Source organism: Microbacterium sp. TS-1 (assembly GCF_000509385.1).
In the GTDB taxonomy this organism is placed as follows: Bacteria; Actinomycetota; Actinomycetes; order Actinomycetales; family Microbacteriaceae; genus Microbacterium; species Microbacterium arborescens.
In genome coordinates this window covers 2,229,077-2,244,115 of record NZ_BASQ01000001.1, presented here as the reverse complement: position 1 = coordinate 2,244,115, position 15,039 = coordinate 2,229,077, and the positions used below count along the sequence as shown (strand labels likewise).

The following is a 15,039-nucleotide window of genomic DNA, read 5'->3' as shown; positions in this document are numbered from 1 at the left end:
GGTCAGTAGGCGAGGGCGCGATCGACGGCCTCGAGGATGCGGTCGGCGTCGGGCAGGTACGCGCCCTCGAGCTTCGCCGCGGGGAACGGGACGTCGAAGCCCGACACCCGCAGCACGGGAGCCTCGAGCGAGAAGAACGCCTGCTCTGTCACCGTCGCCGCGATCTCGGAGCCCAGCGACGTGAAGCCGGGGGCCTCCTGGCCGTAGACCATGCGCCCGGTGCGGCGCACCGACTCGACGATCGGGCCGTAGTCGACCGGCGACAGCGACCGCAGGTCGACGACCTCGCACGAGACGCCCTCGCTCTCGGCGAGCGCGGCGGCCTGCAGCAGCACCGTCACCATCGCGCCGTGTCCGACGAGCGTGACGTCGGTGCCGCGGCGGACGATACGCGAGGCGTGAAGCGGCAGGGCACGTGCGGCGAGGTCGACCTCGCCCTTGGTCCAATAGCGCGACTTCGGCTCGAGGAACACGATGGGGTCGTTCGAGGCGATCGCGTCCTGGATCATCCAGTAGGCGTCGTTCGGCGTCGACGGCGAGACGACCCGCAGGCCGGCGGTGTGCGTGAAGTACGCCTCGGGGCTCTCCTGGTGGTGCTCGACCGCGCCGATGTGCCCGCCGTAAGGGATCCGGATGACGACGGGGAACGACATCCGTCCCTCGTGCCGGTTCGTCAGCTTCGCGAGCTGCGTGGTGATCTGATCGAAGGCGGGGAAGACGAATCCGTCGAACTGGATCTCGCACACCGGGCGGAAGCCGGCCATCGCGAGTCCGATCGCGGTGCCGACGATGCCCGACTCGGCGAGGGGCGTGTCGAGCACGCGCCGGTCGCCGAACTCGGCCTGCAGCCCCTCGGTGACGCGGAACACGCCGCCGAGACGGCCGATGTCCTCACCCATCATGAGGACATGGTCGTCCTGCCGCATCGCAGCGCGCATGCCCGCGTTGAGAGCCTTGCTGAACGGCAGCGTCTCGATGCTCATGCGCGTCCCTCCTCGAAGGATGCCTCGTAGTCGGCGAGCCACTTCCGCTGCCGGTCGACGAGCGGATGCTGCTCGCTGTAGACGTGCGCGAACATGCTGTCGGCCTCGGGGGCGGTGAGCTGGTTCGTGCGGACCCGGACGTCGTCGGCGTAGGCCGCGGCCGCGGCATCCACGTCGTCGAAGAAGGATGCCGACGCACCGCGGCCCTCGAGATAGGCGCGCATCCGTGCGATCGGGTCGCGCTGCGCCCAGAAAGCCTCTTCGTCGCTCGTGCGGTACTTCGTGGGGTCGTCGCTCGTCGTGTGCGCGCCCATGCGGTACGTCAGCGCCTCGATCGCACGGGGCCCCTCGCCGGAACGGGCCTCGTCGAGCGCGAGCTTGGTGACGGCATAGCTGGCGAGCACGTCGTTGCCGTCGACGCGGACCGACGGCATCCCGTAGCCGGCGCCGCGGCGCACGAGCGGGACCTTGGACTGCGTCGAGACGGGCACCGAGATCGCCCAGTGGTTGTTCTGCAGGAAGAAGACCTGCGGGGTGTTGTAGCTCGTGGCGAAGACCATCGCCTCGTGCACGTCGCCCTGGCTCGACGCGCCGTCGCCGTAGTAGACGATGACCGCTTCGTCGCGCTCGGGGTCGCCGGTGCCGGTGCGGCCGTCGAAGACCATGCCCATGCCGTAGCCCGAGGCGTGCAGCGTCTGCGAGCCGAGAACGAGCGTGTAGATGTGGGTGTTGCCGTTGCGCGGGTCGGTCGGGTCCCACCCGCCGTGCGTCAGACCGCGCATGAGTCGGATGATGTCGATCGGGTCGACGCCGCGGATCGTGCACACGACGTGCTCGCGGTATGACGGGAAGAGGTGGTCCTGGGGCCGGGCCGCTCGCGCGGATCCGACCTGCGCGGCCTCCTGCCCGAAGGACGGCGGCCACAGCGCGAGCTGCCCCTGACGCTGCAGGTTCGTCGCCTGGTGGTCGAAGGCCCGCACCGTCACCATGTCGCGGTAGAACGTCTCGAGCTCGGCGTCGCCGAGCGCCTCGATCACCGGAAGATAGCGTTCGGCTTCGGGCGACGGGTCGAGTGAGCCGTCGGCCGCGAGGACGCGGACGAGAGCGGGATCGAGTTCTGCGTCGGTCACCCTCCCACGCTAACGCCCCCGGTATGGCCCCATCTGCATGCGGTCGACAACGGATGCCGCGATTCGCGGTGGGTGCGGCACAAGCCGGGTGGGGTGGCCGTGGGGGTGTTGGTGCGTGCGGGGCCCGGATGCAAGGGATCGTGGCCGCCACCCCGGCCGGGCGGCATCCGCACCGGGGTGTCATGACAGATGTCTTGCATCCGGGATGCTGCGCTGCGACCGGGACGATCGCGGGATGGGAGGATCAGCGGATGACGTCGTCGTTCGAGATCGTGACCCGCGCTGCGGTGCCGGCCGACGCGCTGTTCGACGCCTCGCGTGACATCGGGGCGCACGTCGCTTCGATGCGCGGCACCGGCGAGCGCGCGATCGGTGGTGTGACGAGCGGGCTGATCGGATTGGACGAGACGGTGACGTGGCGCGCGTGGCACTTCGGCATCCCGTTCCGGATGACATCGCGGATCACCGCGCTCGAACGACCCCACCGCTTCGTCGACGAGCAGACCACCGGGCCGTTCCGCCTCTTCCGGCACGAGCACCTCTACGTCGAACGCGACGCGACGACGATCATGACGGACCGGGTGACCCTCGCCTCGCCCGTCTTCGGCCGGGTCGCCGAACGCCTCGTGCTCGTGCCCTATCTGCGCCGTCTCCTCATCCGCCGGGCCGCGCGCCTGGTGGCCTCCGTCTCCCGCTGATCCGGCTCGTTTCGCCGCGATCGCCGCGTCGTCAAGCGGGCCCCGTTGCAAGGGTGTCTGGCCGACACCCCGCCGCGACGGCATCCATCACGGGATGTCGGCGCCGATCCCTTGCATCCACGCACGCGGCAGATCCGCCCTGCACCGCTCAGCGGGCGAGGTCGACCACGGCGGCACCGAAGGCGTCGAGCCGCAGGGTTTCGCCGTCGAGGCGCGCTCCGAACGACAGGAGAAGGATGCCGCGACCGCCGACCGCCACCTCGCACGGCCGCCCCGCGGGGTTGAGCGCGACGAGAAGCGAGCCGCCCCGCCGATAGACGAACGGGTAGCCCGTAACCTCCACCGCCGTGTGCGACCGCGCCGAGAGCCGCGGGTCGCTGCGGCGCAGCGCGATGGCCTCGCGCACGAAATGCAGGAGGGATGCCGGGTCTTCCAGCTGCTGCGCGACCGTCGGAGCGTCCGGGGCGGCGTCCACCGGCAGGTATCGCGACTCGTGCGCCCGCTGACCGAGGACCTCGTCGGCTCCCCAGGCCATAGGCGTACGCGATCCCGCCCGCTCGTAGGTCGGGCCGAGCGATGATCCCTCGACGGGGCCGACGCCCGGTAGGTAGCGCATGCCGATCTCGTCGCCGTAGTAGATCGAGGGCATCGCCGGCCAGGTCAGCACCAGGAGGAGCGCAGCGCGGGCCTGCACGGCGTCGCGACCGCCACTGACCAGACGCGTGAAGTCGTGGTTCGCCGTCGGCAGCCCGACGATCCCGCGACTGCCGGCGGCCTCGATGGCGTCACGTGCCTCGGACCAGGCGTCGACGAAGTCTGCGGGGTCGCCCCGGCCGGCGGCATCGGCCCACGCGTCGCGCGCGGGCCACGCCTCGTGCACGGTGCCCGAGCCGTTCTCGAACAGCGACTTCAGCGGCATCCCGTCGAACTCGCCGCCGAACTGCAGAAAGAAGTCGACGTCGAATCCGGCGGGCACCGCTCGCGCCGGGTCGCCCCACTCCGAGATCAGGATGCGGCCGGGGTGCGTCCGGTCGAGGCGCCGGTGCACGTCGCGCCACAGGTTCGCGGTCTCGACGTGTCCGGGGTCGTCCTTCACGAGCGAGGCGGCCATGTCGACCCGGAAGCCCGCCACCCCGCGGTCGTACCATCGGCGGATGATGTCGACGAGGGCGTCCCGGTTGCGCAACGGCCCGGGCGCGTCGACGGCCTGACGCCACGGCTCGTCCGGGTGGGGCCGCGCGTAACCGAAGTTCAGCGCGGGCTGGAAGTCGAAGAAGTTCGGCTTGTAGAACCCGCGGCCACCCCACGGCACCGGAACGAACCCGTCGGCGGAGACGGGGCTGAAGACGTACCGGTCGCCGGCCGGGTCGCCCGCGGCGCCCGCCGACAGGGCCTCGTCGAACCAGGCATGCTCGTCCGAGGTGTGGCCGGCCACGAGGTCGAGCACGATGCCGATGCCGCGCCGCTCCGCTTCCGCGAGCAGCCGGTCCATCGCCGCGTCACCGCCGTAACGGTCGGCCACGCGGTCGAAGTCCGCGACGTCGTATCCCGCGTCGCCGAACGGCGAGACGAACACGGGGTTGAGCCACACCGCGTCGACGCCGAGCCAGGCGAGGTAGTCCAGTCGGGCCGTGACGCCGTCGAGGTCGCCCATGCCGTCGCCGTCGGCGTCGGCGAAGCTCTGCGGATAGGCCTGATACAGCACGATGCGGTCGAGGCGGTCTGCCAGGGAGACGAGGGTCATGGTGCAGCTCCTTCGCGGCGTCCCTGACGACGTCCTCGACGTCAGGCTTGATGTAACCGGTTACACCGGGCTAGAGTCCCAATGTATCCGGTTACATCGCCGGATCACAGCGCGAACCCGCGCCCGACGCCCGACACGACGAAGTGAGGTGGCCCCGTGGCATCCGACTCCCCCTCCACCCGCCCGACCATCCGCGACATCGCTCGTGAGGCCGGGGTCTCGGTCGCGACCGTCTCCCGTGTCACGCACGACGACCCGCGTGTCGTGGCCGACACCAAGCGACGCGTCCAGGATGCGATCGACAGGCTGGGCTATCGACCCTCGGCCCTCGGCCGCGCCCTGTCGTATCAGCGCACGAACACCCTCGGCATCGTGCTGCCCGGACTCGGCGGGCCGTACTTCGCCCAGCTCATCGAGGGCGCGGAGTCGGTGGCGGTCGAGCGCGGCGTCGTCATCAACGTCGTCGGAACCCACCTGCGGCCCGATGCGGTGGGCGCCGTCCGCCAGCTCGCCGAGCGTACCGACGGCCTCATCATCGCCGGCGGCACCCTGCCGTCCGACGAGGTCGCCGCGCTCGCACGCTCCGGCCGCGTGATCGTCGTCGCCGGAGAGGCCGACGAGGCGGCGACCGTCGTGACTGACGGGCGCGCCGCCGCCGCCGAGCTCACCGGTCATCTCGCCGACGTGCACGGCTTCCGCCGCATGCGTTTCGTCGGCGAGCCCTCGGGGTCGCCCGACACCGCGTGGCGCTACCAGGGCTTCCGCGAGGCCCTCGATCAGCGCGGACTCGCCGAGGCGGGCGAGCCCGTGCGCCTCGGCCTCGACGTGCGCAGCGGCGCCGTCGCCGCTCGGATGCTGCACGACGCCGCTGACCTGCCCGACGCGCTCGTCTGCGCGAACGACGAGCTCGCGATCGGCATGCTCGCGACGCTGCCGGGGCTCGGGCACCGCATCCCCGCGGATGTCGCGGTCACGGGCTTCGACGACCAGGCCCTCGCCGGCATCGCCTCCCCGCGCTTGACGACGGTGCATCAGCCGATCGCCGAGCTCGGCGCTCGCGCCGCCGCGGGAGCCCTCGGCGACGACATCCGCTCGCACACCGTCCTGGAGACCCGCCTGGTCATCCGGGAGTCGTGCGGCTGCTCGCCGGAGGGGACGCCGGACTGAGAACACGACCGGTCGACGAGCGACCGGTCTCGCAGAGGAACGAGGAGGTTCCGATGAGAAGACGCAGAACACTGGCGGCGGGAGCGCTCGCCCTGACCGCTCTGCTCACGACGTCCGCGTGCGCGAACGTGGGCCTCGAGCCCGCTCCCGAGGCGCCGCCCGGGTTCATCGACGAACTGCGGATGCCGTCGGAAGCCGGCGGCTCGGTCCAGGGGCTGCTCAACTACAACTGGCTCTCGCCCAACGCGACCGTTCAGACGTGGCTCTTCGAACCGCTCATGATCCGCGACCGGTTTACGTGCGAGGCCGTGCCGTGGCTCGCCACCGACTACGAATGGGAACGACCGGACCGCCTCGTGCTCACCCTGCGCGAGAACGTGCAGTGGAGCGACGGCGAGCCCTTCACCGCCGCCGACGTCGTGTACACCTTCATGGCCGGCAAGGAGTTCCCCGCCGCCGACAAGTCGGGCTTGTGGGGCGACTTCTTCGGTGCGCCCGCCGAGAGGGTCACGGCGACCGACGACCACACCGTCGTGTTCGAGTTCGCCGGCCCCGCGGTGCCGAAGACCGACGCGATCCTGCAGAACACCAAGATCCTCCCGCAGCACATCTACGCCGAGCACGGCGACCCGACGCTCTTCGTCGACGAGCAGGGGGTGGGCACCGGGCCCTTCACCCCCGAGTCCTACAACGGGCGCCGCCTCGTTCTCGAGCGCAACGAGAACTACTGGAACGCCGACCAGGTGCGCGTCCAGCGCCTGTCGCTCGAGGGCCAGTACGACGCGAACTCCGGCGCACTGAAGCTGCGCAGCGGCGCGCTCGACCTCTACCGCGGCGATATCCCGAACCCCAACCGCTCGGTCGTCGCCCCCGACCCCGAGAACGCCCACTTCTTCTATCCGCCCGACGCCATCACGGCCCTCGTGCTCAACAACGAGCGCCCGGTGCTGAACGACCCGAGGTTCCGCGAGGCCTTCGCCTATGCCCTCGACCGCGAGGCGCTGAGCCAGCGCGCGAGCTTCGGGATCATGGAGCCGGCCAGCCAGACGATGCTGCTGCTGCCCTTCCAGGAGCAGGCCGTTCCCGAGCAGTGGCGCGGCAAGGAGTTCATCCCCTACGACCCCGAGCGCGCGAACGAGATGCTGGATGCCGCCGGCTACGAACGCGGTCCCGACGGGCGCCGCGTCGACCAGAACGGCGAGCCGCTGTCGTTCGTCTTCAGCGTGCAGGCCGGCTGGATGGACGTCATCGCCATGGCGGACGTCGTCGCCCGCAACGCCGCCGAGGTCGGCGTCTCCGTGCGCATGGTCACGACTGATCCCAACGCGATCGAGGGGATGCAGAAGGCCGGTGACTTCGACATGACGATCGACTTCATCAGCGGCGGATGCCAGCGGGCGCGCGATCTCGGGGCGAAGCTGCAGGCCTCGCAGATCTCGACCGAGCAGGAGCTGCTCCTCAACCGGGCACGCTACGTCAATCCCGAGATCGACGCCCTCATCGCCGAATGGACCACCACCACCGACGAGAGCCGCACCGCCGAGATCGAGGGTCGGATCATCGACATCTTCATGACCGAGTTCCCCTACATCGCGCTGCAGTACGCCCCGAACCGGCTGATCTACCGCACGAACAACGCCGTCGGGTGGCCGAGCGACGACAACCCCTATCCGGTCGACCAGCTCATCCGCGTCCTGCCGAACCTGCGCCCGCCGGGCGAGGCGGATGCCGGCGAGTCGGATGCCGGCGGGGAGGGCTGAGCCGTGGCCTACTACGCCCGCAAGACCGGCTACTTCCTTCTGACCCTCTGGGCGGCGGTCACGCTGAACTTCATCATCCCGCGCCTGCAGCCCGGCGACCCGGCCGAGATCATGGTCCGTCAGCTCAATGGCCAGGGGGAGATCGATCCGGCCCAGGTCGCCGCCGTGAAGGCGATGCTCGGGTACTCGAATGACAACGTGTTCGTCGCCTACGTCGACTACCTGCGTCAGCTGGCATCCTTCGACCTCGGCACATCCTTCACGTACTTCCCCTACCCGGTCGCCGACGTCATCGGGCAAGCGCTGCCGTGGACGCTCGTCCTCGTGGGAATCACCCAGATCCTCTCGTTCGTCCTCGGCACGCTGTTCGGCGCGATCGCCGCGTGGCGACGCAACAGCCGTTTCGACGCGACGATCTCGGTCGGCTCGACGTTCGTCGGCAACCTGCAGTCGGTGTGGATCGGCCTCATCATCCTGTTCGTCTTCGCCTACACGCTCGGCTGGTTCCCGGCATCCGGCGGCTACGGATACACGACCCCGGGACTCACCCCGATCCATGTCGCCGACGTGATCTCGCACGGGTTCCTCCCCGCGCTGACGCTCATGGTGACGGCGCCGATCGGCTTCATCCTGTCGATGCGGAACACGATGGTGCAGGTGCTCGGCGAGGACTACATCCGCCTGGCCGCGGCCGCAGGGCTCAGAGAGCGCACGGTCGCCCTCGGCTACGCCGCACGAAACGCGCTGCTCCCCGTCATCACCGGGTTCGCCCTGTCGCTCGGCGTGCTCATGGGCGGCTCGATCCTCATCGAAACCGTCTTCGACTACCCCGGCATGGGCCGGCTCATGGGCGAGGCGACCTCGAACCGCGACTTCCCCCTCATGCAGGCGATCCTGCTGGCGACGATCGTCATCGTGCTGACGGCGAACTTCATCGTCGACCTGCTCTACCCCCTCATCGATCCGCGGGCCCGCCGGGCCAGAGCGTGAAAGGCAGGTGACAGACGATGTCCGATGAGACCCCCCTCCCCCAGCCGGCCTCGATGCCGCAACCGGCGCGCACCGAACCGACGCGCACCGAGCCCGTCCGGACCTTCCGGCGGCGCGTGACCGACGAGGACGCGTCGACGAAGGAGGTCGTGGCGGTCGTCCGCCCCGCCCGGTGGTACGCCGTCATCTGGTCGAGCCGGAAAGCGCGCGTGGGCATCGTGATGCTCGCGGTGTTCCTGCTCGTCGCGGTGTTCGCCGATCTTCTGTCGCCCTATCGGCCCAACGATGCGACCTTCACGCCGTCGCAGGACCCGAGCTGGGCCCACTGGATGGGCACGAACACGCTCGGCTACGACATCTGGACGCAGCTCGTGCACGGCACCCGCCTCTCGTTCGCGATCGGGTTGCTCGGCGGACTCGCCACGATCGTCATCGCGATCGTCGTGGGGCTTCTCGCCGGATACCGCGAGGGCGGCCTGCTCGACGACATCCTGTCGTTCCTGACCAACCTGGCGCTGGTGATTCCGGTGCTGCCGCTGATGATGGTGATCGTCGCCTACAGCGAGACGCGCGGTCTCGGTCTGCTCGTCTTCGTGATCGCCATCACCAGCTGGGCCGGCGCATCGCGCGAGATGCGGTCGCTGATCATCTCGATGCGCAACCGCGACTACGTCACCGCAGCGCGGTTCGGCGGCGACGGGATGCTGCGCATCGTGTTCCGGGAGATCATGCCCAACATGTCGTCGCTGATCGTCTCGGGGTTCATCGGCGCCGCGACCGCTGCGATCGCCGCCGAGGCCGGCTTGTCGTTCATGGGCTTCGGCGACCCGAACACCGTCAGCTGGGGCCAGATGCTCGCCCAGGCCAACGCGAACGGCGCGCTCGTGCAGGGACTGTGGGTCTGGCTGGTCGCGCCCGGCATCATGCTGGCGCTGCTCATGACGTCGCTGACGTTCGTGAACTTCGGCGTCGACATGCTCAGCAACCCCCACCTTCGCGAAGAGGAGAAGTCATGAGCCCGGCATCCGATCCGAGCACGGCGCCCGTGCTCGAGGTGTCCGACCTGTCTGTGCAGTACCGACCCAAGCTCGGCGCGACGCTCGACGCGGTCAAGCGCGTGTCGCTGCGCGTCGCACCCGGAGAGTTCGTCGGGCTCGCGGGCGAGTCGGGCTCGGGCAAGACGACGTTCGCCCAGGCGGTGCTGCGGCTGCTGCGGAGCCCCGGGCACATCACCGGCGGCTCGATCCGGTGGGGCGACCGCGACGTCACGGCACTCGGTGACGACGACCTGCGCCCCCTGCGCTGGTCGTACGTGTCGACGGTGTTCCAGTCGAGTATGAACTCGCTCAACCCGGTCGTCCGCGTTCGCAAGATGTTCGAGGACATCCTCGCCGAGCACACCGGTGCGAGCACGGCGGCCGCGCGCGAACGCGCAGAAGAGCTCTTCGACCTCGTGAGCGTCGACGTGCGGTTCCTCGACATGTACCCGCACGAGCTGTCGGGCGGCATGAAGCAGCGCGTGAACCTGGCGCTCGCCCTCGCACTGAAGCCGAAGCTCGTGCTCTTCGACGAGCCCACCACGGGGCTCGACGTCGTCGTGCAGAAGTCCATCCTCGACAAGATCCGCGAGCTGCAGGAGCGCGAGCGATTCGGCGCGATCCTCATCACCCACGACATGGGCACGCTCCTCGACTTCGCCGACCGCGTCGCGGTCATGTACGAGGGCGAAGTCGTCGAGGACATGAGCGCGCAGGATGCCGTGACCACGGGGCCGCGGCATCCATACTCCGTCCATCTCGTCGGGTCGTACGCCGAGCTGCTCGGCGAGGACGTCGCCGGCTATACCGGGGCCGAGCTCGAGGCGCCCGTCGAGGTGTCGCAGGAAGCACCGGTCGAGCACGCCCCCGTCATCGAGGTCGAGAACCTGCACCGCCGGTTCTCGAAGCGGCAGGGCTTGCGGACCGAGCACGTGGATGCCGTGAAAGACGTCTCGTTCACGCTCCGCGAGGGCGAGGTGACGGCGCTCGTCGGCCAGTCGGGATCGGGCAAGTCGACGATCGCCCGCATCCTGACCCGCATCGACGATCCGACCTCGGGCGCCGTGCGCTACTACGGCCAGCGCGACGGCGAGCCGCACGACATCACCGCCTTGCACGGCCGGCTCGCCCGCGAGTACCGCCGCAACGTGCAGTACGTGTTTCAGGATCCGTATGCCGCCCTCAACCCCACGCTGACCGTCGGGTACTCGCTGTCGCGGCCCCTCGCGAACTTCCTGCACGTCGGGCGCCGCGAAGCCGTCGAGCGCTCGGCCAGCCTGCTCGAGCAGGTCGGGCTGACTCCGGCGGGCCGGTATCTCGGGCGGCTGCCGCACGAGCTCTCGGGCGGCCAGCGCCAGCGCGTCGTCATCGCCCGCGCCCTCGCTGCCGAGCCCCGGCTCGTCGTCGCGGATGAGCCGATCGCGAGTCTCGACGTGTCGATCCGCGCCGAGATCCTCGAGGTGCTGCAGTCGCTCGTCGCCGATCACGGCGTCGGGATGCTCTACATCACACACGACCTGCTGTCGGCGAAGAGCCTCGCCAATCACGCGCTCGTGCTGCGGAACGGCGAGCTCATCGAGTCGGGCCCGGCCGATCGCGTCATCGACGACCCGCAGGCCGAGTACACCCGACAACTGCTCGATGCCATCCCCAACCCGTTCGAGAGAAGGACCGCCGCGTGACCGACACCGAGCTTCCCGAGACCTACCCGCCGGAGAGTGCGCTGCCGGATGGCATGCTGCCGGATGGCGTGCTGCCGGATGACATCCGGGAGCTGACCGAGCGGGAGGTCGACGCGTCGATCCGGTGGCTGTGGGAGCACGCGACCGGCGACCTCGACAGCCCGGGCTGCGGGCTCGTGCTCGACCGCGACGACCTGCCGGGCGTGGCGACGGTCGCGGCGACCGGCTTCGCCCTCGCGGCATGGTGCGTCGGCGTCGAGCGGGGCATCCTCGGCCGCCGTGACGTGCGTGACCGGGTCGCCGCGACCCTGCGCACGCTCGAGGAGTCGGTGCCGCATCGCGGTGGCTTCCTCGCGCACTTCGTGGATGCGGCCACCGCTGAACGGCAGGGGCGATCGGAGTACTCCACGATCGACACGACGCTCGCCCTGTGCGGTGCCGCGGTCGCGGCATCCTTCTTCGCGGCCGACGGCGACGCCGGACGGGAGATCGGCGAGCGCACCGAGCGCCTGCTGCGCCGCATCGACTGGCCGTGGATCATCGACGACGCCGGCAACCGGGCGGTCGTCCGGATGGCGTGGGTCGCCGACCGCGAGGACGACTACGCCGACGGCGCCGATGAGGCCGGCTTCGTGAGCGCCTGGTCGATGACCGCCGAGCAGCTGCCGATGTACCTCCTCGCGGCGGGGCACGAGCGAGTGTCGACCGAGCTCGCGCGTGACCTGTGGCGGGGGTTCGACAAGCCGGTGGGGTCGTACGGCGGGCACGAGTGCGTGCATGAGCCGGCGGGAACCCTTTTCACCTACCACTTCCCGCTCGCGTTCTATCCGTTCCAGCGGGTGCGCGATCTCGACGGGCGCGACTGGTGGGCGAACGCGCGCGAGGCGTCGCTGGCCTCGCGGGCGTGGTGCGCCGACCAGGCCGGACGGTGGAAGACGTTCGCGAGCGGACTCTGGGGACCGGCAGCCGGCCTCGGCCCGGGCGGGTACGTCGTCAACGGCGCACGCCCGGCGCTGCGCGAGCCCCATGCCGACGGCACCGTGCCGCCCGTGTCTCTCTTCGGGGCGCTGCCGCTCGCTCCCGCGGAGGTGGCTCCGGCGCTTCGCGTGCTGCGAGATGAGCATCCTGGCGCATGGAACGAGTGGGGCGCGACCGACGGGGTCAACCTCGAGGGCGACGAGCCCTGGTACGCCGAGCCGCGCTACGGACTCAACAAGGGAGCGACGGCGCTGCTGGGTGCCGCAGCCCTCGGCTCGACCCTCGTGTGGGACACGTTCTCTCGGCATCCCTGGATCGCCCGCGGCGCCGACAAGCTGGGCTTCACCCCGGCTTGACGGACGCTCCGGCTCTCGGCCAGGGGGCGTGTCTCGCCCGGCCAGCGGTCGAGGGCTGCACGCCCAGCGCTGACCTGGCACCTCACGCCCCCACAACCCCGCGATATGGGCGCGTACTGCCAACCCGCAGGTCAAGGACCCGTGGCGGCGAGCGCGGGCGGTTCCGTCGGACGCCGTCCCCGGCGCAGCGCCGTGCCGCGATGCAAGGTGTTGTGACCGACGCCCCGCGACAGCGGCATCCATCACGGGGTGTCGCAGCCGATCCCTTGCATCCGCGCATCCACGCACCCACGCACGCGCCCGCTGGCGGGGCGGGTGGGATGCTGGTCGCATGAGCCTGCCGCACCGCGATGAGTGGAATGCCGACCCGCGAGGCTTCCGCCGATTCGAGAGGACCGTGCGCGTGGGGTCGGGGGATGCCGCGTGGCGGCGGGCCCGGACCGATCTCTTGACGTGGCGGGTGAAGACACGCAGCGGATTCCGGGTGGTCCCCGATGTGCCGGCCGTCGTCGGTGGGCGGCACTGGCTCGAGATCGGCCGCGGCCCCCTGACGCTGCGCGAGCCGGTCGAGGTCGTCGCTTTCGTCGACGAGTCCGACCGGGTGGGCTACGTCTACCTCGCACTGCCGGGCCATCCGCTCGAGGGAGAGGAGGCGTTCCTCGTCACCCGGCGCGGCGACGACGTGCTCTTCACGCTGCGATCGCTCTCGCGGCCGGCGCCCCTGTGGTTCTGGCGGCTCGCCTATCCGGCGGTCCGCATCGTGCAGGTCATCGTGCGAACGCGCTATCTGAGTGCTCTTCGGCGCGGAGACCGCACCGCGCGCTAACGACCCGCGCGCCGCGATGCGAGGGATCGTGGCCGACACCCCGGGCGGACGGCATCCTCACCGGCGTGTCGAGCCCGACGCATTGCATCGCGGCACGCGCACCGTCGGCTCCGAGGGACCCCGCTCGCGCGCCGGTCAGCCGACGACGGATGCCGCGGCCGCGACGATCCGCTCGATCGATTCCTCTTCGCCGACCGAGATGCGCACACCGTCGCCGGCGAACGCCCGCACGATCAGGCCGGCCGCGTCGAAGGCCTCGGCGATCTCGAGGGCCCGCTCACCCGCGGGCAGCCACACGAAGTTGCCCTGCGCGTTCGGGATGTGCCACCCGGCATCGCGCAACCGGTCGGCGAGCGCGTCACGTCGCACGGCGATGTGACGCACTCGCTCGAGCAGCTCGTCCTCGGCGTCGAGGCTCGCAAGCGCGGCTTCCTCCGCCTGGGCTGTGACCGAGAGGGGGATGCCGGTGCTGCGGGCCGCATCGAGGATGCGGTGGTCGCCGATGGCGTACCCGACGCGCAGTCCGGCGAGTCCGTAGGCCTTCGAGAACGTCCGCAGGATCACGACGTTGGCGTGCCCCGCGGCGAGCACGGCGGCGCCCGTCACGGCATCCGGGTCGGTCACGAACTCGGCGTAGGCCTCGTCGAGGACGATGAGGACGTCGGAGCGGACCCGCGCCACGAACGCGTCGAACGCCGCCTGGCTCACGACGGGACCGGTGGGGTTGTTCGGGCTGCAGACGATGATCATCCGCGTGCGGTCGGTGACGGCATCCGCCATCGCGTCGAGGTCGTGGCCGGCGTCGGCCGTCAGCGGCACCGCGACGGCGGTCGCGCCCGCGACAGCCGCGAGCCCGGGATAAGCCTCGAACGATCGCCAGGCGAACATGATCTCGTCACCCGGACCGCTGGTCGCCGATGCGAGCTGGTACAGGATCGACACCGAACCCGCCGCGACGTGCACGCCATCGGGGGCGACCGCGTATCGATCCGCGAGCCGCGCGCGCAACCGGCCGGCCGAGGCGTCGGGGTAGCGGTTGAAGGTCGTCGCCGCGCGCACGGCCTCGACGACGCCGGGCAGCGGGTCGAACGGGTTCTCGTTGCTCGACAGCTTGAAGGCGTCGGCGGAGGCCTGACGCCCCTGGCGGTATGCGGGCAGCGCCGCGATCTCGGGTCGGATGCGCACGGGCAGGTCGGTCACGATGCGAGTCTACGGATGCCGCCGCCTCCACCGGATGACGGATCGGAGGCCCCGTGGGAGACTGACGGCACTATGAGCCTCATCATCCGACTGATCGTCAACGCCTTCGCGGTGTGGATCGTGACGCTGATCCCGGCGCTGGAGGTGTCGGTCGTGGCGTTCCCGCCGGGCGGCGACCTGCAGCTCGTCCTCACGCTGCTGCTGATCGCCCTCATCTTCGGACTCGTCAACGCGATCGTCGGCACCGTGCTGAAGGTGCTCGCGTTCCCGCTGTACATCCTGACCCTCGGCCTGATCTCATTCGTCATCAACGGCTTCCTGCTGTGGCTCACCGGGTGGGTCACCTCGGGTTGGGACTGGGGCCTGCGCATCGGCGGCTTCTGGCTCGCGGTGCTCGCGGCCATCGTGATCGCACTGATCAACTGGGTCGCCGGCATCCTGTTCCGCCCCCGTCGCGACCGAGACCGCGACCGCCGCTGACACACGAG

13 protein-coding genes are annotated in these 15,039 nt (G+C 70.4%); 9 read left to right on the top strand and 4 right to left on the bottom strand.

What is annotated here, in order from left to right; genetic code table 11:
- Nucleotides 1-2 precede the first annotated feature (2 nt).
- A complete protein-coding gene (locus MTS1_RS10425) occupies nt 3-983 on the bottom strand; it encodes an alpha-ketoacid dehydrogenase subunit beta (RefSeq protein WP_023953641.1) in 981 nt (326 codons plus the stop codon).
- The gene (locus MTS1_RS10420; protein WP_023953640.1) at nt 980-2,113 is read right to left on the bottom strand and encodes a thiamine pyrophosphate-dependent dehydrogenase E1 component subunit alpha; all 1,134 of its coding nucleotides are present in this window, start codon (nt 2,111-2,113) and stop codon (nt 980-982) included. Before MTS1_RS10420 ends, MTS1_RS10425 begins: the two co-directional genes overlap by 4 nt.
- 251 nt (nt 2,114-2,364) lie before the next feature.
- Between MTS1_RS10420 and MTS1_RS10415 the strand changes: the two genes are divergently transcribed.
- Complete coding sequence (locus MTS1_RS10415; protein ID WP_023953639.1) at nt 2,365-2,811, top strand: SRPBCC family protein; 447 nt, start codon at nt 2,365-2,367, stop codon at nt 2,809-2,811.
- A gap of 148 nt (nt 2,812-2,959) precedes the next feature.
- Here the strand turns inward: MTS1_RS10415 and MTS1_RS10410 are convergent, their stop codons facing one another.
- The gene (locus tag MTS1_RS10410; RefSeq protein WP_023953638.1) at nt 2,960-4,555 is read right to left on the bottom strand and encodes an alpha-amylase family glycosyl hydrolase; all 1,596 of its coding nucleotides are present in this window, start codon (nt 4,553-4,555) and stop codon (nt 2,960-2,962) included.
- 156 nt (nt 4,556-4,711) lie between these two features.
- On the opposite strand from MTS1_RS10410, the gene MTS1_RS10405 reads away from it, so the two are divergent.
- The 7 genes from MTS1_RS10405 to MTS1_RS10375 all read left to right on the top strand — a co-directional run bounded on the left by MTS1_RS10405 (nt 4,712) and on the right by MTS1_RS10375 (nt 13,351).
- Nucleotides 4,712-5,722, top strand: coding sequence for a LacI family DNA-binding transcriptional regulator (locus tag MTS1_RS10405; protein WP_023953637.1), 1,011 nt, complete (start codon nt 4,712-4,714; stop codon nt 5,720-5,722).
- A 53-nt stretch (nt 5,723-5,775) separates the two neighbouring features.
- Nucleotides 5,776-7,482, top strand: coding sequence for an ABC transporter substrate-binding protein (locus tag MTS1_RS10400; protein WP_023953636.1), 1,707 nt, complete (start codon nt 5,776-5,778; stop codon nt 7,480-7,482).
- Between the two features lie 3 nt (nt 7,483-7,485).
- Nucleotides 7,486-8,472 (top strand): ABC transporter permease, encoded by a 987-nt coding sequence (locus MTS1_RS10395; RefSeq protein ID WP_023953635.1) that lies wholly within the window; start codon nt 7,486-7,488, stop codon nt 8,470-8,472.
- Nucleotides 8,473-8,489: 17 nt separating this feature from the next.
- Entirely contained in the window at nt 8,490-9,488 is a 999-nt protein-coding gene (locus tag MTS1_RS10390; protein WP_023953634.1) for an ABC transporter permease, read from the top strand.
- The gene (locus MTS1_RS10385) at nt 9,485-11,191 is read left to right on the top strand and encodes an ABC transporter ATP-binding protein (RefSeq protein WP_023953633.1); all 1,707 of its coding nucleotides are present in this window, start codon (nt 9,485-9,487) and stop codon (nt 11,189-11,191) included. The genes MTS1_RS10390 and MTS1_RS10385 overlap by 4 nt, the downstream gene beginning before the upstream one ends.
- Complete coding sequence (locus MTS1_RS10380; RefSeq protein WP_023953632.1) at nt 11,188-12,525, top strand: glucoamylase family protein; 1,338 nt, start codon at nt 11,188-11,190, stop codon at nt 12,523-12,525. The genes MTS1_RS10385 and MTS1_RS10380 overlap by 4 nt, the downstream gene beginning before the upstream one ends.
- A 331-nt stretch (nt 12,526-12,856) precedes the next feature.
- Entirely contained in the window at nt 12,857-13,351 is a 495-nt protein-coding gene (locus MTS1_RS10375) for a DUF1990 family protein (protein WP_023953631.1), read from the top strand.
- Between the two features lie 135 nt (nt 13,352-13,486).
- Here MTS1_RS10375 and MTS1_RS10370 read toward each other — a convergent pair whose 3' ends face one another.
- A complete protein-coding gene (locus MTS1_RS10370; RefSeq protein WP_023953630.1) occupies nt 13,487-14,551 on the bottom strand; it encodes a histidinol-phosphate transaminase in 1,065 nt (354 codons plus the stop codon).
- A 72-nt stretch (nt 14,552-14,623) separates the two neighbouring features.
- Here MTS1_RS10370 and MTS1_RS10365 point away from each other — a divergent pair, with 72 nt between their 5' ends.
- Nucleotides 14,624-15,031 (top strand): phage holin family protein, encoded by a 408-nt coding sequence (locus MTS1_RS10365; protein WP_023953629.1) that lies wholly within the window; start codon nt 14,624-14,626, stop codon nt 15,029-15,031.
- Nucleotides 15,032-15,039: the final 8 nt, after the last annotated feature.

Excerpts from the sequence above, each read along its gene's own strand:
- MTS1_RS10425 (WP_023953641.1), bottom strand. The coding sequence starts at position 983 with ATGAGCATCGAGACGCTGCCGTTCAGCAAGGCTCTCAACGCGGGCATG.
- MTS1_RS10415 (WP_023953639.1), top strand. The coding sequence starts at position 2,365 with ATGACGTCGTCGTTCGAGATCGTGACCCGCGCTGCGGTGCCGGCCGAC.
- MTS1_RS10410 (WP_023953638.1), bottom strand. The coding sequence starts at position 4,555 with ATGACCCTCGTCTCCCTGGCAGACCGCCTCGACCGCATCGTGCTGTAT.
- MTS1_RS10400 (WP_023953636.1), top strand. The coding sequence starts at position 5,776 with ATGAGAAGACGCAGAACACTGGCGGCGGGAGCGCTCGCCCTGACCGCT.
- MTS1_RS10390 (WP_023953634.1), top strand. The coding sequence starts at position 8,490 with ATGTCCGATGAGACCCCCCTCCCCCAGCCGGCCTCGATGCCGCAACCG.
- MTS1_RS10385 (WP_023953633.1), top strand. The coding sequence starts at position 9,485 with ATGAGCCCGGCATCCGATCCGAGCACGGCGCCCGTGCTCGAGGTGTCC.
- MTS1_RS10375 (WP_023953631.1), top strand. The coding sequence starts at position 12,857 with ATGAGCCTGCCGCACCGCGATGAGTGGAATGCCGACCCGCGAGGCTTC.
- MTS1_RS10365 (WP_023953629.1), top strand. The coding sequence starts at position 14,624 with ATGAGCCTCATCATCCGACTGATCGTCAACGCCTTCGCGGTGTGGATC.